The 16,947-nt window shown below is 64.7% G+C and carries 16 protein-coding genes and 1 tRNA gene; 7 read left to right on the top strand and 10 right to left on the bottom strand.

What is annotated here, in order from left to right; genetic code table 11:
- Positions 1 to 127 precede the first annotated feature (127 nt).
- A complete protein-coding gene (gene dnaA, locus D6682_05890; GenBank protein RMH50895.1) occupies positions 128 to 1,453 on the bottom strand; it encodes a chromosomal replication initiator protein DnaA in 1,326 nt (441 codons plus the stop codon).
- Between the two features lie 237 nt (positions 1,454 to 1,690).
- On the opposite strand from dnaA, the gene D6682_05895 reads away from it, so the two are divergent.
- A complete protein-coding gene (locus D6682_05895) occupies positions 1,691 to 2,476 on the top strand; it encodes a GGDEF domain-containing protein (protein ID RMH50896.1) in 786 nt (261 codons plus the stop codon).
- A 15-nt stretch (positions 2,477 to 2,491) separates the two neighbouring features.
- On the opposite strand, the gene bioC is transcribed toward D6682_05895, so the two are convergent.
- Positions 2,492 to 3,352 carry a malonyl-[acyl-carrier protein] O-methyltransferase BioC gene (gene bioC / locus D6682_05900; GenBank protein ID RMH50897.1) on the bottom strand — a complete coding sequence of 287 codons (861 nt, stop codon included), beginning with the start codon at positions 3,350 to 3,352 and terminating at the stop codon, positions 2,492 to 2,494.
- A 353-nt stretch (positions 3,353 to 3,705) separates the two neighbouring features.
- Between bioC and D6682_05905 the strand changes: the two genes are divergently transcribed.
- From D6682_05905 to mnmE, 5 genes are all read left to right on the top strand, one after another.
- On the top strand, positions 3,706 to 3,840 hold the full coding sequence (locus D6682_05905) for a 50S ribosomal protein L34 (GenBank protein RMH50898.1): 135 nt from the start codon (positions 3,706 to 3,708) through the stop codon (positions 3,838 to 3,840).
- A 79-nt stretch (positions 3,841 to 3,919) separates the two neighbouring features.
- A complete protein-coding gene (rnpA, locus tag D6682_05910; GenBank protein ID RMH50899.1) occupies positions 3,920 to 4,207 on the top strand; it encodes a ribonuclease P protein component in 288 nt (95 codons plus the stop codon).
- A gap of 5 nt (positions 4,208 to 4,212) precedes the next feature.
- Complete coding sequence (gene yidD / locus D6682_05915) at positions 4,213 to 4,476, top strand: membrane protein insertion efficiency factor YidD (protein RMH50916.1); 264 nt, start codon at positions 4,213 to 4,215, stop codon at positions 4,474 to 4,476.
- 377 nt (positions 4,477 to 4,853) lie between these two features.
- Complete coding sequence (gene yidC / locus D6682_05920) at positions 4,854 to 6,461, top strand: membrane protein insertase YidC (protein ID RMH50900.1); 1,608 nt, start codon at positions 4,854 to 4,856, stop codon at positions 6,459 to 6,461.
- Between the two features lie 7 nt (positions 6,462 to 6,468).
- Positions 6,469 to 7,812 (top strand): tRNA uridine-5-carboxymethylaminomethyl(34) synthesis GTPase MnmE, encoded by a 1,344-nt coding sequence (gene mnmE, locus D6682_05925; GenBank protein ID RMH50901.1) that lies wholly within the window; start codon positions 6,469 to 6,471, stop codon positions 7,810 to 7,812.
- 42 nt (positions 7,813 to 7,854) lie between these two features.
- Here mnmE and D6682_05930 read toward each other — a convergent pair whose 3' ends face one another.
- From D6682_05930 to aspS, 7 genes are all read right to left on the bottom strand, one after another.
- Positions 7,855 to 8,223, bottom strand: coding sequence for an ASCH domain-containing protein (locus tag D6682_05930; GenBank protein RMH50917.1), 369 nt, complete (start codon positions 8,221 to 8,223; stop codon positions 7,855 to 7,857).
- Positions 8,224 to 8,370: 147 nt separating this feature from the next.
- Positions 8,371 to 9,786 (bottom strand): type I glutamate--ammonia ligase, encoded by a 1,416-nt coding sequence (glnA, locus tag D6682_05935; GenBank protein ID RMH50902.1) that lies wholly within the window; start codon positions 9,784 to 9,786, stop codon positions 8,371 to 8,373.
- Between the two features lie 149 nt (positions 9,787 to 9,935).
- Entirely contained in the window at positions 9,936 to 11,147 is a 1,212-nt protein-coding gene (locus tag D6682_05940; GenBank protein RMH50903.1) for an ammonium transporter, read from the bottom strand.
- Positions 11,148 to 11,292: 145 nt separating this feature from the next.
- The gene (locus tag D6682_05945) at positions 11,293 to 11,631 is read right to left on the bottom strand and encodes a P-II family nitrogen regulator (protein RMH50904.1); all 339 of its coding nucleotides are present in this window, start codon (positions 11,629 to 11,631) and stop codon (positions 11,293 to 11,295) included.
- Between the two features lie 169 nt (positions 11,632 to 11,800).
- Positions 11,801 to 12,838: a hypothetical protein gene (locus D6682_05950; GenBank protein RMH50905.1), complete on the bottom strand. Its 1,038-nt coding sequence runs from the start codon at positions 12,836 to 12,838 to the stop codon at positions 11,801 to 11,803.
- Between the two features lie 248 nt (positions 12,839 to 13,086).
- Positions 13,087 to 14,031 carry a thioredoxin-disulfide reductase gene (gene trxB, locus D6682_05955; protein ID RMH50906.1) on the bottom strand — a complete coding sequence of 315 codons (945 nt, stop codon included), beginning with the start codon at positions 14,029 to 14,031 and terminating at the stop codon, positions 13,087 to 13,089.
- Between the two features lie 33 nt (positions 14,032 to 14,064).
- A complete protein-coding gene (aspS, locus tag D6682_05960; GenBank protein ID RMH50907.1) occupies positions 14,065 to 15,852 on the bottom strand; it encodes an aspartate--tRNA ligase in 1,788 nt (595 codons plus the stop codon).
- Positions 15,853 to 16,091: 239 nt separating this feature from the next.
- On the opposite strand from aspS, the gene D6682_05965 reads away from it, so the two are divergent.
- Positions 16,092 to 16,167, top strand: a tRNA-Lys gene (locus D6682_05965).
- A gap of 231 nt (positions 16,168 to 16,398) precedes the next feature.
- Here D6682_05965 and D6682_05970 read toward each other — a convergent pair.
- The gene (locus D6682_05970; GenBank protein ID RMH50908.1) at positions 16,399 to 16,947 is read right to left on the bottom strand and encodes a porin family protein; all 549 of its coding nucleotides are present in this window, start codon (positions 16,945 to 16,947) and stop codon (positions 16,399 to 16,401) included.

A 16,947-nucleotide genomic window follows, 5' to 3' on the forward strand; every position in this document is an offset into this window, starting at 1 on the left:
CGAGGGGGGGTGCGGAGTGGTACCCCGGCTGCGCCCTCCATTCCCGGATTCATCCACAGCCCTTCCAGAGGCATTTCGCAACAACTTCCTGCGGCGCCTGCCGCGGAGATCGATTCGGGCGCACCCGTCATTGCCCCTTGATCCTGGCCATGATGCGGTCGGTCTCCACCATGAAGTCGTGATCCTCCTTGCGCATGGTGGAGATCTTGCGCACCGCGTAGAGCACGGTGGTGTGGTCCCGCCCGCCGAAATGGTCGGCGATCTCCGGCAGGGAGAGGGTGGTCATCTCCTTGCAGATGAACATGGCGATCTGTCGGGGAAGCACGATGTTCTTGCGCCGGCTCTTTCCGCGCAGGTCCGAGGTGCGGATGTTGTAGAAGTCCGCCACCTGCTCCTGGATCTGTTCGACGGTCACCTTCCGGCTCTCGACGCTGAGCAGGTCGGGCAGCAGCGAGCGGGCCAGCGCCACGTCGATGGTCCGTTGGTGGAACGAGGAGAAGGCGGAGAGACGGGTGAGCGCCCCCTCCAGTTCGCGGACGTTGCTGGTGATCCTGCTGGCCAGAAGCTCGCACAGCTCATCGGAGATCTGGATGCCGGCCAGCTCCGCTTTGCTGTAGAGGATGGCGATGCGGGTCTCCATGTTCGGTGGCTGGACATCGGCCACCAGCCCCCAGTTGAAGCGCGACCTGAGCCGCTCCTCCAGGTGCCGGAGCGCACCGGGGGGCTGATCGGAGGTGAGCAGGATCTGTTTGTTGGCCTTGTGCAGCGTGTCGAAGGTGTGGAAGAACTCCTCCTGGGTGCTCTCCTTGCCGGCGATGAACTGGACGTCGTCGATGATCAGGACGTCCACCTCGCGGTAGCGGCGGCGGAACTCCTCGTTGCTCCGGGTACGGATGGCGAACAGCAGGCGGTTGGTGAAGAGCTCGCCGGAGAGGAAGGCGATGCGCGCCTTCGGGTCGCGTTCGTGGATGCGGTTGGCCACCGCGGTGATCAGGTGGGTCTTGCCCAGGCCCACCCCGCCGTAGATGTAGAGCGGGTTGTAGCGGCTGCCCGGATGGTCGGCGACGGCGATGCTGGCCGCGTGGCAGAACTCGTTGCTCGGGCCGACGATGAAGTTCTCGAACCGGAAGCGGGACTGCCACTGCGGCTGCATCTGCTGCTTCTCCGACCCCGACTCCACGGCGGGGCTCGGGATGGAGGAGGGGTCCACCCGGTAGTCGAGGCGGGTTCCGGCGGGGAAGTACTTCGGGATCAGCTGCTCGATGCGCTCGTGGAACTCCCGCTTGAAGCCGTCGAGGAAGAAACGGCTGGGGATGACGATGGTCAGCCGGCCGTCACGGTATTCGGTCGAGATGTTGCGCACCCAGGCGTCGAACTTCGATGGACTGGAGGTCCGCTCCAGCTCCCGTGAGAGCTCCTCCCACCCCTGATCACAGCAGAGACCGAGCGTCATGACTTGAATGCTATCCGATCGCTTCCCCGCCGCAACCCGACTCGGACGGGCGCTTCTTCGCCCCGATCGTCGAGCCGCCTCCGGAGGAAGTCTGGGGCTCGGGGTGGGGGAATCTTGCCGCGTTTCTGCTCCGACATCGACGGGACCGCTGCAGAAGTCGTGAGGGGAGTGTGTGTAACATCACATTGATATGAATCGTTTTATTCCGTTCGCTGCTCTCTGGACCCCGGTTGTGGCATGTATATTGCTTGCCCTGCATGGGCGCAGGAAAGAGTCCACCCGACGATGAAAGGAGCGCGAGCGATGAACAACGAACTGATGACCATGGTCAACAATCCCGAACAACATCTGTTCAACCAGATCCTCAGGCTGGCCGACTCCCTTCCGGATTCGTTGCAGCACCAGAAGCTGCTCGCCCAGGCGCTGGAGGCGGCCGCATCGATGCAGGAGCTGCTCAAGGAGCAGGCGGAGCAGATCCGGCGGCTCACCCGCCTCTCCACCTGCGATCCGCTCACCGGGATCATGAATCGGCGCGGTTTCGAGATCGAACTCGACCACGTGCTGGAGCGCGCCAGTCGCTACGGTGAGGAGGGGGCGTTGATCTACATCGATCTCGACCACTTCAAGCCGATCAACGATCGATTCGGCCACGCCGCCGGCGATGCCGTATTGCGCGAGGTGGCGCGGGTGCTGCGGCGCAGCGTGCGCGGAACCGACTACGTCGCCCGGCTGGGGGGGGACGAGTTCGTCGTCTTGCTGGTCAACACCACCCGCGAGCAGGCGGTGCGCCGTGCCGGGATCATTCGGGAGCAGCTCTCCGCGATGGAGATCGACTGGATGGGCCGGAAGTTGACCATCGGCGCCAGCATAGGCGTCCGTTTCTACGACCGCCACCACTGCGACCGCAGCCTGTTGGAGGAGGCCGATCAGGCGATGTACGAGGAGAAGGAGCGCCACCATCGGGAGATCGCCTCGCTCACCGGCTACCGCGCGCGCCGGCTCGAGGCGGTCGCAGGGGGGTGAGAGCCCGGTTCCCGATCACCCCTCCAGGGGCATGATCGGGATCACCCCCTCACGTTTCGGATCCGGCCGGTACCAGGCCTGGCCATAGAGGATTTCGAAGGTGGCGCGGATGCCACCTTCCTCTTCTGTGGGGTAGCTGGCGGAGAGCCGGCGCAACAGCCCTCTTCCGCCCAGGCCGCCGCCCCGATGACGGATGGCGGAAGAGGATGCCCCCATCGCCTTGAGTTCCCGCACCAGGGCGGTGACGTCGGGATAGGTGCGCGTGATGCGGTCGCTGTCGGTCACCACCGTTTCCACCGCCTGCCGCTGCAGCAGGTCGCCCAGTGCCATCACGTCGGGAAAGGAGAGGAGCGGCGCCGGTCGCCCCGGCGTGACAGCCGTGAACGCGGCGCGCAGCTCGGTGAGGGTCTCCCCCCCGAAGGTGGAGAAGAGCAGCAGTCCGCCCGGCGCCAACACCCTCCGCATCTCGCGCACCATCCGTTCCGGCCGGTCGATCCACTGCATGGTCAGGTTGGAGGCGACCAGGTCGAAGGACTCCCCGGCCAGCGGCAGTGCGGTGGCGTCGCCGCACAGGAAGCGGCGCTTCGGCCGCCACGGCATCCCTCTGCCCAGCGACCGGCGGCAGCGATTGATCATCTCCGGCACCAGATCGAGCGCGACCAGCTCCGCCTTGGGAAAGCGGCGGCGCAGAAGGCGGCCGAGGAAGCCGGTGCCGCAGCCGATGTCGAGCATGCGGCGGGGGGTGATGCGGGTGAAGTTGAGGTGGGCGTCGAGCCGGGCGGCCGCCTCGCGCTGTAGCGCGGCCACCGAGTCGTAGTCGGCAGCGGCCCGGGCGAAGGAGCGTGCCACCCGTCTGCGGTCGATGATGCCCTGCATGGGCCGGTAGCCTAGCGGCTGCGGCCTCTACCCTCTTCCCCGGTCTGCAACACCCCTTGGAGGGTGGTGAGGAGGCGATGGCGGGGGATGGCGCGATCGGGGTGCAATACCTTGACGTACACAGTGCCAAACCTACCATGCGCCGCTCTTTTTCGGCGGGGGATCCCCCTCCGCTGTTCTTCGCTTCTCAAGGATGACGACTTCTTGCGAGGTCGTCATCCGCGGTCAGGACGACCGCGCAAAACCGAAGGTTGCAGACGCAACCGACGGTTTTGTAAGGCAATCGAAGACCTTGCTCTTCGATTCCCGTCGAGCAAAACGTCCACGGACGGACTTTTTGCGCCAGATCAGCGATGAGTTTCACCTTCAAGCCCAGCAGGATCCGACGCGCGCGCAACCATGGGTTCCGTGCCCGTATGGCGACGCGCAGCGGCCGGGCCGTCATCCGGCGCCGCCGCGCCAAGGGGCGCAAACGGCTGAGCGCATAGATCGGGATTCGGGGTACGGGCGGTTTCCTGTCGGTTTCCGCCGGAATACCGGCTGCGCAGCGGGTCCGACTATGAGCGCATGCGTCGTGCCCGGCGGATCGTCCGCCATGGCCTGCGCCTCTGCTATCGAGCCAACGGGCGGGAACACGCCCGTCTGGGGCTGGCGGTATCGCGCAGATACGGCAACGCCGTGCAGCGCAACCGGCTCAAACGTTGTCTACGTTCCGCATTCCGGCAGCATCCGGTGCGGACGTACGGCCTCGATCTGCTGCTGATCCCGCAGGCGGAGGCGGCAGTTCTCTCCCGATCCGCCTTCCGGGCGGCCAATGCCCTCTTCGACCTGGTGGTACAGAGGGTGGCGCTGTGATGCGGTTGCGGGGAATGCCGCGTAGAGTTCTGCTCCTCTCGATCGCCTGCTACCGTCGTCTGGTCTCGCCGGTGATCCCGCCGCATTGCCGGTTTCATCCCACCTGTTCCCGCTATGCGGAGGAGGCGGTCGCCCGCCATGGTGTGCTGTACGGCGGGTGGTTGGCGCTGCGTCGGCTGTTGCGCTGTCATCCCTGGTCGGGGCACTCCGGATTCGATCCCGTCCCGACAGACCGGGAGGGGGAGTCCGGCCGGGTTCGTTCCGCCTGATCAGGGAAGCGGGCGGTGTCGCAGCCGTGTAGGATTCCGGCGCAACGACCCCGTCCATGGCCTTGTCGGCTCGGCTTCCTGGACAATCGAGGAGCGTGTCCGTTGATCGCCTTGCTGTGAAACGGCCGCTTGCATGCGCAGGCTTCCGGTTTGTGCCACCCTTCCCGGTTGCGAATGCCGGCTTCGTGCGGGGCCGTCATGGAGAGTGGAATCGCAAAAAGTCCGTCCGTGGACTTTTTGGCTTCACGGGAATCGAAGAGCGCCGTCTTCGATTCCCGTGCAAATCCCATCGCTTGCTTACGCAAGCTCTTGATTTGCGCGGCCCTCCGTGGTGGCCGCGATGATGGTTTCGTGCGAAATCATCATGGAGGATTTCGTTGGAACAGCGCAACATTCTTCTCGCTTTCTTGCTCTCGACGCTGGTGCTGATCGGCTGGCAGCTGTTCTTCACCGGTGCGCCGCAGAAGAAGGCTGCGCCTCCGGATCGGGCCGCAGGCAGCGCTGCGGAGGAGCACGGCGATGCCGCCGCCATGGTGGCGAAGGGGGAGGCGCGGCGACCTCCCTCCTCCCGCAGCAACGAAGCGGCTGCCGATCGTTCTGACTCCACCCCGGAGGAGCAGGGGGGGGTGCGCGATCCCGTCGCAATCGCCCGCATCCACAACGACGTGCTGGAGATCGCCGTCAACAGGCGCGGTACGTTGATCGATGCGCGGCTGAAGCGCTATCGCGAATCGGTCGACCCGGACGCCCCGTTGGTGCATGTGCTCTACACCTCGGAGAAGAAGGCGCAGTATGTCGGCAGTGGCATTGTAGGGCGGAGCGCCCCGGTCACTTTCCGGGTGGCGGAGCGCCACCCAGACCGGGTGGTGCTCACGGCCAGGTTGGAGAAGGGAAGGATCTGGCGGCGTACCCTCAGGCTGGCGCCGGGTAGCTACAGGTTGGAGGTCGAGGATCGGATCACAGGCGGTGCCGGCAGCAGGATCTATCTGCAGGCGGTCGAACGCTATCCGAACAAGAAGCTCAATACCTTCTACGAGCATGCCGGTCCGATCGGCCTGGTGGAGGGGAAGCTGCAGGAGCCCGACTACGACGAGCTCGACGAGAAGGGGGCGATCCTGCTGGGCGGCATCGGAGGTTGGACCGGGATCATGAGTCGGTACTTCCTCACCGCCATCTATGGTGATCAGCGAGGGGACTACCACTACTACTACAAGGGTGACGGCCGTGCCTATCAGGCGGGCATCATCCTGGAGTCGGACAAGGCGGGTAGAGATGCCCGCTTCCACACCAGCATCTTCATCGGGCCGAAGTCGCTCGCCCTGCTGAAGAGCTTCGGCGTCGGGCTGGAGCGGAGCGTCGACTACGGCCTCTTCGCCTTCATTGCCAAGCCGATGCATCAGTTCATGCTTTGGCTCTACGGCTTCGTTCACAACTTCGGGGTCTGCATCATCATCCTGGTGGTGTTGATCAAGATCATCTTCTATCTGCCGTCGCAGAAGTCCTATGCCTCGATGGCGGCGATGCGCAAGCTCCAGCCGGAGCTGAAGCGGCTGCAGGAGCGTTATGCCGACGACCGGCAGAAGCTGGGCGAGGAGATGATGAAGCTGTACAAGAAGCACAAGGTCAATCCGCTAGGCGGGTGCCTCCCCATCCTGATCCAGATTCCGGTCTTCTTCGCCCTCTACAAGGTGTTGCTGATGTCGATCGAGATGCGGCAGGCGCCGTTCGTCGGCTGGATCCAGGATCTCTCCGTGCACGATCCCTGGTTCATCCTGCCGGTGCTGATGGGGATTTCGATGCTGGTCCAGACGAAGCTCAACCCCCAGCCTCCCGATCCGATGCAGGCGAAGGTGATGCAGTTTCTGCCGGTCATCTTCACCGTCATGTTCCTCTTCTTCCCCGCCGGGTTGGTGCTCTACTGGCTGGTCAACAACGTCCTCTCCATCATCCAGCAACGGCTGGTGATGCGGCAGGTCGGCCTCTAGCCGGAGTATCGACGGGGAGACAGAGGCGGCCATCGTCGGCGCCGGCACCACCATCGCCGCCGTCGCCACGCCGCACGGCCGCGGCGGCATCGGTGTCGTCCGCCTCTCCGGACCCGAGGCTGCCGCCATCGCCGGCGCGGTGGGATCGGCGCCGCTCCTGCCGCGGCAGGCGCTGCTCAGCCGATGGTGTGACGGCACCGGCGCCACCATCGACCGCGGCATTCAGATCTACTTTCCCGCACCCGCCTCCTACACCGGTGAGGATGTGGTTGAGTTCCACGGCCATGGCAACCCGGTGGTGCTGCGCGCCCTGCTCGATCGGCTGCTGGAACTCGGTGCCCGCCCGGCTGGGCCGGGAGAGTTCACCCGCCGTGCCGTGTTCCATGGCAAGATGGATCTCACCCAGGCGGAGGCGGTGGCGGCGACCATCGACGCCGCCACCAGACGCGCCGCCATGGCGGCGCAGCGGCAGTTGGATGGCGCCTTCGGCCGGTTCATCGGGGATTGCATGGATCGGATCACCGCGCTGCTGGCCACGGTGGAGGCACAGATCGACTTTGTCGACGAAGATCTTCCCCGGTATGCCGGCGAGGCGCTGCGCAAGCAGGCGGAGGAGCTGTGCGGCCGTCTGCGGCGCAGCCTGGCCACCGCCCCTTTCGGCATGCGGCTCTTCTCCGGGGTGGAGATCGCCATCGTCGGTGCCCCCAACGTCGGAAAGTCGACCCTGCTCAACCGGCTTTCGGGGTGCGAACGGGCGATCGTCAGCGACCGTGCCGGCACCACACGCGATCTCTTGGAGGTCGATCTGGAGCTGGCCGGGATCCCGGTGCGGCTGGTGGATACCGCCGGGCTGCACGCCAGCGACGATCCGATCGAGCTGGAGGGGATGCGGCGGGCACGCGCTGCCGCAGAGCGGGCCGATCTGGTGTTGCTGGTGGTCGATGCCACCGACGGGGAGAGCCGAAACTGCGCCGTCGACGCCGACATCCGGGTGATGAACAAATGCGATCTGATCGATCCCGGTGAGGTGCCGCAAGGCTTTCTCCCCATCTGTGCGCGCTCGGGGGAGGGGGTGGAGCGGCTGCTGGAGGAGATCGTCGGCAGGATCGACGCGGCCGGATGCGCCACCGGGGAGGATGCCATGATCACTCGGCTCCGCCACCGGGAGGCGGTGGAGCGGGCGCTTCTGGCGGTGGAGCGGGGGATGGCGCTGCTCGACTCCGAGGAGATGCTCGATCTGGCGGCGGCGGAGTGGCGCTCCGCCTGGGCGGCGTTGGGGGAGATCGTGGGTATCGGAGATGTCGAGCGGATCCTCGACCGCATCTTCTCCACCTTCTGTATCGGCAAGTAATCCTCTGCCCGGAGCGGATGCATCCCGCCCATACGGACGGGATCAGGCGCTCTCCTCCCCCTCGTTCGAGGGTGCAGGGGTGTCGTCACAGCGTCGGAAACGGTGGACCCAGACCAATGCATCGGGATTCCACCCCATCGTCCGGTGGAGTGTGAGGATCATCTCCCGGTAGGCGGCCAGATCGGGAAACCCCTCGGCCCGAGCGTCGGCGTCGTCCATATCCCCCAGCCGCTGCCGCTCCAGCGCGGTGCAGACGAACGGAACGCCCTGCAGCGTGAAGCGTTCGCCCGGCCAGCCATAGACGCCGTCGCGCCGCTGTTCGGTCTTGCGTCCGGCGAGCGCCGCCGCAACCAGCCGTGGGTGGCGGATCAGCCGGTCGATGGAACAGGTTTTCTCGGGATGATCCTCCATCATGGGGTGGGATGCTACCGGCAATGTCGGTGGCAGCGGAAGGGGAGGATGCGCATCAACGACCAGGGCCGCCCTTGCGGACGGCCCTGTCGCTCTGTTCCGGCGTGGTCCCCGGTCGTCCTCCTCCGGGGGTGCGGTGGGTTCCGGTCAGACCGAGTAGTAGAGCTCCACCTCGTAGGGATGGGTGCGCAAGCGAAGCTGGTCCACCTCCTCCATCTTGAGCGAGATGTAGGCGTCGATCATGTCGTCGTCCATCACGCCCCCCGCCTTGAGGAACTCCCGATCGTCGGAGAGCGCATGGAGCGCCTCCTCGAGCGAACGGGCCACCGTCGGGATCCCTTTCTCTTCCTCCGGCGGCAGGTCGTAGAGGTTCTTCGTCGCCGCCTCACCCGGATCGATCTTGTTGGCGATGCCGTCCAGACCGGCCATCATCATGGCGGTGAAGGCGAGGTAGGGGTTGGCGGACGGGTCGGGGAAACGGACCTCGATGCGGCGCGCGGCGTCGGAGTTGACCACCGGGATTCGGATGGAGGCCGACCGGTTGCGGTTGGAGTAGGCCAGCATCACCGGCGCCTCGAACCCGGGAACCAGCCGCTTGTAGGAGTTGGTCGAGGCGTTGGTGAAGGCGTTGATCGCCTTGGCGTGCCGGATGATGCCGCCGATGTACCACAGCGCCTCCTGCGACAGGCCGGCGTACTTGTCGCCGGCGAAGAGGTTTTTGCCCTCCTTCCACAACGACTGGTGGGTATGCATGCCGGTGCCGTTGTCGTCGTAGACCGGCTTGGGCATGAAGGTGGCCGTCTTGCCGTGGGCGTCGGCGACGTTGTGCACCACATACTTGTACCACTGGGAGCGGTCGGCGGTTTCGATCAGCCCGCCGAAGCGGAAGTCGATCTCGCACTGGCCTGCGGTGGCCACCTCGTGGTGATGGCACTCCACCTCGATGCCGACATCCTGCATCACCAGCACCATGTCATTGCGCAGCTCCTGCAGCGAGTCGACCGGAGGAACGGGGAAATAGCCCCCCTTCACCCGCGGCCGGTGACCGCGGTTGATTCCCTCGAAGGTCTCGTTCGAGTTCCACGCCGCCTCCTCCGAGCCGATGCGGTAGCCGCATCCACCCATCTCGTTGTAGTGGGTGACCGAGTCGAAGACGAAGAACTCCAGCTCGGGGCCGAAGTAGGCGGCATCGGCGATGCCGGCGCTCCGGATGTATTTCATCGCCCGTTGCGCCACCTGGCGCGGACAGCGGTTGTAGTCCTGACCGGTCAGCGGGTCGATGATCTGGCCGATCAGCACCAGGGTGGAGGATTCGAAGAAGGGGTCGATCTGCGCGCTCTCCGGATCGGGGATGATGGCCATGTCCGAGTTGTTGATGTCGCACCAGCCGGCGATGGAGGAGCCGTCGAAGGGGAAGCCGTCTTCGAAGACATCCTCGGTCAGCACGCCGATGGGGAAGCTGACATGCTGCCATTTGCCCCGCGTATCGGTGAATCGCACGTCGACGAACTCGCACTCATGTTCCTTGATCAGCTCGAAAACCTTGTTGATCGCATCACTCATTGCCGTTGTCGGTTACCTCTCTTTCTTGTTGTTGGGGTCGATCTACCCTCTCGGTCGGGTCTCGTCCTGACGGCCGCAGCACCCCGAACGCATGCGGGGCGGTCGCCTCATGCAGGGGGCCGGCCGGGCAGTCGGCATTGCACTCAAACTCAATGACCGGCCATGTCCTCTTCGGGATAGGCGCTGATCTTGTGTACGGCCAGATCGGCGCCTTCGAACTCCTCCCGCTCGTCGAGACGGATGCCGATGGTAGCCTTGATCGCTCCGTAGACAACCAGTCCGCCAGAAATCGCGATGGCCACACCGATCAGCGTGCCGATCAGTTGGCTCATGAAGGCGACACCGCCGGCGCCGCCGAGGGCCGTGCCGCCGAAGATGCCGGCGGCAACCCCGCCCCAGGCGCCGCACAGGCCGTGCAGCGGAATGACGCCGAGCACATCGTCCAGCTTGAGGCGAAGCTGGACGAAGGTGAAGCCGTAGACGAAGCCGGCACCGGCCATGCCGCCGATGAACAGCGCGCCGATCGGATGGACCAGGTCCGAACCGGCGCAGATGGCCACCAGGCCGGCCAGTGCGCCGTTGTGGACGAAGCCGGGATCGTTTTTCCCCGCGACCAGCGCGGCGATCAGGCCGCCGACCATGGCCAGCAGCGAGTTGATCGCCACCAGCCCCGATGCGTCGCCGGCCTTACCGGCGCTCATCACGTTGAAGCCGAACCAGCCGACACAGAGGATCCACGATCCCAGTGCGAGGAAGGGAATGTTGGAGGGTAGGATCGCCGCCACCCGGCCATCGGCGGTATAGCGCCCCTTGCGCGCGCCGAGATGGATCACCGCCCCCAGCGCCATGAAGCCACCCATGGCGTGGACCACCACCGAGCCGGCGAAGTCGTGAAACTGCGCACCGAAGGAGGATTCGAGCCACGACTGGAAGCCCATGTTGCCGCCCCAGACCAACCCCTCGAAGAAGGGGTAGATCAGGCCGACCAGCAGCAGTGTGGCCAGCGTGTTGGGCCAGAAGCGTACCCGCTCGGTGATGCCGCCGGAGATGATCGCCGGAATCGCCGCGGCGAAGGTGAGCAGAAAGAAGAAGTGGACCAGCTCATAGCCGTTGCCCACGCCGTTGATGGTCAAAAGCTGCGGTACCGGGGCGAAGAAGCTGATGCCGTAGGCGACGGAGAAGCCGACGAAGAAGTAGGCGACGGTGGAGAAGCCGAAGTCGCTGATCACCCGCACCAGCGCATTGACCTGGTTCTTGCGCCGCACCGTGCCCACCTCAAGGAAGGCGAAGCCGGCGTGCATCGCCAGCACCATCGCCGCCCCCATGGTAAGGAAGAAGACATCCGTTCCAGCGCTGTTCATGGTCTATTCCTCACGAGCCCTGATCCGTGTACGAGTACGCAGTGTGTGGAATGCGCGCACGACTGCAAGTTCTGTGCTACCCAACGTCGGCACGTGCGGATAAGTATTCATCGATGGTTCTCCTTGGTTGAATTCGTCGTTCTGATCACAATGCCGCGGCATCTTCTTCTCCGGTGCGAATGCGCACGACGCGCTCGATTGGTGTGACGAAGATCTTGCCGTCGCCCACCTTGCCGGTGCGGGCGCTCTCGGTGATGGCGGCGACTGCTTCGTCGACCTGTGCGTCCTCGACCACAATGGTCAGCGTTGCCTTGGGGACGAAGTCGACCTGATATTCCGCCCCGCGATAGAGTTCGCTGTGTCCCTTTTGTCGGCCGTGGCCGCGCACCTCGGTCACGGTCATGCCGCTGATCTCGACCTTCTCCAGGGCTTCCTTGACCTCATCGAGCTTGAATGGCTTGATAATTGCTGTAATTTGTTTCATTTTTGATTGAATCGCAAAAAGTCCGTCCATGGACTTTTGCTTGACGGCGATCGAAAAACGCGTTTTTCGATCGCCTTACAAAACCGTCGCTTGCTGACGCAAGCTCCTGTTTTGCGCGGCCGTCCTGGCCGCGAACGCCGGCTTCTTGCGAAACCATCCTTTTCTCCCCTTAGAAGCTGTAGGTCATCTCGAAGGCGTAGGCCTTGGTGTTGAAGTTGGCGGCAAAGCCGTCCGGGGTCGCCGTGGCCATGGTGTTGTTGACCGTGCGGTACTCACCCAGCGCGCCGAAGCCCTCGCCCAGGGTGGTGGTCACTGCCACGGTGTTGGAGGTCGCCTTGCCTGCCTTGGTGGTGTCGTTGTCCCAGGTGCCGAAGCGGTAGGTGGCGCCGAGCATGTCGGTAAAGTCGTAGTGGGCGGTGATGAAGTAGCCGCCGGACTTGGTGGTCGTGGTCGCAGTGGCGGCGGTCTTGACCTGATTGTACTCCGCGCCGATGGTCAGGTGGTCGATCGCGTTGTAGCTGAAGTCGATATCCAGTGTGCGGGTGGCGGCCAGCCCCGGATTGCCCTGACGCAGGTATGAGATGCCGAGGTTGACCCCATCCATCGGGGTGATGCCGATGCGGCCGCCGCCGGCGCGGATGCCGCTGGTGCTGACCCCGTTGCTGTCCACCTTGTTGGAGTAGTAGAGCACGGCGTCGACCATCCCCAGCTTGCCGGCGATCGACGCGCCGGTCAGGTTGGTCGGCAGGCCGTCATGGAACACCATGGCGTGGCTGAACTGGTACATGTCCGGCGCGTCGAGCAGCTCCCAGCCGATCGGGGCGTTGAACTTGCCGAAGGTAAAGGTGATGCCTTCATCGAGCACGCCGTTGAAGGTGTAGTGGACGAAGCCCTGCTCGAACAGGCTGTTCTGCTGCACGGTTCCGCCGGCGGAGGGGAAGCCGTTGAGGTCGAAACGAAAACCGACATTGACCTTGTGGTAGGCGACATCGAGCTCGACCTGATCGAGGCCGAAGCCGCTGGATACCGCGGCGGCGTTGCTGTTCTGGCCGCTGTAGGAGCTATCGACAAAGCCGCTGATGTCGAGGTTGTCCAACTTGTCGGAGAGCGAGCCGGCCAGCGCCGGGCTGCCGCCCAGACTGATGCCGGCGGCGAGCAGCAGCGCGGCTGCCGAGGCTTGTGTTGTGATGGGGTTTTGCGTTGTCATCTGTTGTACTCCCTGGGTTGTTCCGCCCCGGCATTCGGGGCGATGGGGCACAAACCCAATGAAGCACAATGCGCGCCATTATGGCCGTTGCGCGATAACTTTATGATATTATGAGGTTTTCTCTTCTATAGCCGGCGATGATTCGCCCTGCTGTGCCCATATTGAGATCAGATCTCGCGCCATATGATCATATTTTGAGCATATGGGCTTGAGGATCTGGAAGCCGCGGTCTCCTTGAGTCTTCTCGCCTACTCCGTTGCGCCCTGTGCAGAGAGCCACCGCTCGGCATCGAGCGCCGCCTTGCACCCTTCCCCGGCCGAGGTGACCGCCTGCCGGTAGACCGGGTCGGCCACATCGCCGGCGGCGAAGACCCCCTCGATCGAGGTGTGGGTGCTCTTGCCACGGGTGATCAGGTAGCCGGCGTCGTCGGTCTCCAGCTGTCCGTCGAGGAAATCGGTGTTCGGCTTGTGGCCGATGGCGATGAAGACTCCATGCACCTTCAGCTCCCGGTCGGGCTCCCCCTTCGTCGAGGCCAGCCGGATGCCGGTGACACCGGAATCGTCCCCCAGGATCTCGTCGACCACGCGGTTCCACGCCACCTCGACGTTCTCCAGCGCCAGCAACCGCTCCTGCATGATCTTTTCCGCGCGCAGCGCATCGCGGCGGTGGACCAGCGTCACCTTGCTGCAGATGTTGGCCAGGTAGATCGCCTCCTCCACCGCCGTGTCCCCCCCGCCGACCACGGCGACCTCCTTGCCGCGGTAGAAGAATCCATCACATGTGGCGCAGGCGGAGACCCCGCGCCCGGCGAACTTCTGCTCCGACGGCAGGCCGAGGTATTTGGCCGATGCACCGGTGGCGATGATCAGGGCGTCGCACAGATATTCGCCGTCGTCCCCGATCAGGTGGAAGGGACGGCGGGAGAGGTCGACACGGTGGATATGGTCCGGGACGATCCTGGTACCGAAGCGCGCGGCGTGGGCCTCCATCAGTTCCATCAGCTCCGGGCCCTGGACGCCATCCTTGAAACCGGGGTAGTTGTCGACATCGGTGGTGGTGGTCAGCTGCCCTCCGGGCTGGTCGCCCTGGATCAGCAACGGCTTGAGGTTGGCCCGGGCGGCGTAGATGGCCGCGCTGTAGCCGGCCGGACCGGAGCCGAGAACGATCAGACGGTGGTGCGGGATGGATGACATGGGGTTCTCCTTTGTCTGCGATGCGGGAGCGAATCAGCCGCCGGCGAGATTGCGTCGTTTGCGCAGGCCGAGCTCCTGCCACTGCCGCTCGGAGACCTCGGCGGGTGCGGAACACATCAGATCGGCGGCGCGTTGGGTCTTGGGGAAGGCGATCACATCCCGGATCGACTCCGCCCCGCTCATCAGCGCCACCACCCGGTCCAGACCGAAGGCGAGGCCGCCGTGCGGTGGCGCGCCGTAGCGCAGCGCATTGATCAGGAAGCCGAACTTCTCCTCGGCCTCTTCGTCGCCGATTCCCAACGCGGCAAACACGCGCCGCTGCACGGTCGGATCGTGGATGCGGATCGATCCCCCTCCGATCTCGGTGCCGTTCCATACCAGATCGTAGGCCAGGGAGCGTACCTCCAGCGGCGTCGACTCCAGCTTCTCCAGGTCGGACGCTGCCGGCGCGGTGAAGGGATGGTGCAACGCCTGCAGCCGCTTCTCATCGGCGTTCCAGGCAAACATCGGAAAATCGACCACCCAGACGAAGCGGTTCTCCTCCGGGTCGATCAGGCCGAGGTCATGCCCCAGCTTGACCCTAAGATGGCCCAGCGCGTCGTTGACCACCTTCTTCTCCCCCGCGCCGAAGAAGAGCAGATCGCCGTTTTGGGCCCCGCAGCGCTCCAGCAGTCGACGCAGCGTCTCCTCGGGCAGGAACTTGACGATCGGTGACTGCAGCCCGCCGGGGATGTTCGTGGCATCGTTCACCTTGATCCACGCCAGCCCACGCGCGCCGTAGACGGCGACAAAGTCGGTCAGGTCGTCGATCTGCTTGCGGGTGAGGCGGGAGCCGCCGTCGGCCACGCGCATCACCTTGACCAGACCTCCGCGCTCGGCCGGATCGCGGAACACCTTGAACTCCACCTCGCGCATCAGGTCGGTGATCTCGACATGCTCCATGCCGAACCGGAGATCGGGCGCATCCAGCCCGTATCGGGCCAGCGCCTCGTCGTAGGAAATGCGCGCGAAGGGGGGCTGGATCTCTGTGCCTGTGCCGGCCTCGAACATGGCGGCGATCAACCCCTCGGCGGTCTCCATCACCTCCTCCCGGTCGACGAACGACATCTCGAGGTCGATCTGGGTGAACTCCGGCTGGCGGTCGGCGCGCAGATCCTCGTCGCGGAAACAGCGAGCGACTTGGTAGTAGCGATCCAGCCCGGCGATCATCAACAGCTGTTTGAAGATCTGCGGGCTTTGCGGCAGGGCGTAGAAGGTGCCCGGATAGATGCGTGACGGCACCAGATAGTCGCGCGCCCCCTCGGGGGTCGATTTGTTGAGGATCGGGGTGTCGATATCGAGGAATCCCAGTGCGTCCAGATAGTTGCGCGCCGCTCGGATCACCCGGTGGCGCAAGATCATCCGCTGCTGCATCACCGGACGACGCAGATCGAGGTAGCGATACTCCAGCCGGTGCTGTTCTCCGGTTGGGCAGTCGTCCTCGATGGGGAACGGTGGGGTATCGGCGCGGTTGAGCAGGGTGATGCGGGTCGCCTTCACCTCGACCCGCCCCGTCGCCATCTTGGGGTTGACCGTCTCTTCGCTGCGGGCGAGCACACGGCCGACCACCTCGATCACATCCTGTTGGCGCAGCCGATGGCCGAGCTGATGCGCCTCGGGGGTGTCGGGGTGGGCCACCACCTGTACCACACCGAAGCGGTCGCGCACATCGAGGAAGACCACCCCACCGTGGTCGCGGTTGGTCTGTACCCACCCGCAAAGGCGGACCTCGTCGCCGATGTGGGCTTCTCGGAAATCACCGCAATGGGTGCGTGGAATCATGGGGCGGTCGCTCCTGGATGGGGTCTCGTTCGGCGGGTGGAGGGGGTGCCGCGCCCGAAGCCGGCCGGCGCGGAGGGGCGCGCAGCATAGCGGGCGGCCGCCGTAGCGGCAAAAGGGGATTCGGCAAAAGGGGATTCGACAAAAGGGGATTCGATTGACACCACCGGTGAAACCAGAACACTTCGCCCGGGTCGGCTGCCGCCCGGCGGAGCGCGAAGCGGTCGGCTGCCGATCTCTCCGGGCCGATAGCTCAGTTGGTAGAGCAGCAGACTTTTAATCTGCGGGTCGCGCGTTCGAGCCGCGCTCGGCTCACCATCTTCGATGCGATCGCAACACGTCCGTCCATGGACGTGTTGGCTTGACGGGGATCGGAGCGCGCACTCTTCAATCCCCTCACGAAACCGTCGCTTGCATGTGCAAGCTCCCGCGTTGCGCGGCACGCCGCCGCGATGTCGGATTCATGCGAAGCCGATATGGTTCCATGATCTGCAAACACGGCGGGGAGGCCGGATGGCCTCCCCGTCGATCCCATCCGAGGGCGGAACGCTAGAAGCGGTAGGCGCCGGTCACCGTCACGCCCCACAATCTGGCCTTGGCATTCGTACCGAAGGCGGAGCCCAGCTTCACATCGGTCCAGTACTGCATCCACTCCGCGCCCAGCGTCAACCTCTCCTGGAGGTAGGACTCCGCGCCCACGCCGAAGCTGAAGCCGCTCTTGCTCTTGCTCTGGTTCCCTACCTTGAAGTTGACCGTGGTGCCACCGAGCATGGCGTAGAACTTCCAATCGGGCGTGGTCGGGAACTGCACCTTGCCCAGATAGGAGAACAACGAGCTGGCCTGCAGCTTGGTATTGTTTTGCGTGCCCGACGCCGTCCCTCCGATGCGGAGTTCCACGCCCAGATAGTCGCCGATATCCGTCCCCAGCTTACCGTAGCCGCCGAAGACGTTCTTCTTCAGGTTGCTGGTGCTGCTTTTGAACTCCAGACCGAACAGACCCACGCCGACGCCGGCGTAGGGGCGAATATCGTAGTCATGGTCCGCGTCGACGCGCACATCGTGGTCGCCGTCCATATCCTGCGCCATCGCGCCTGCCAC

The sequence above is a fragment of the Zetaproteobacteria bacterium genome, from assembly GCA_003696765.1.
Classification (GTDB): domain Bacteria; phylum Pseudomonadota; class Zetaproteobacteria; order Mariprofundales; family J009; genus RFFX01.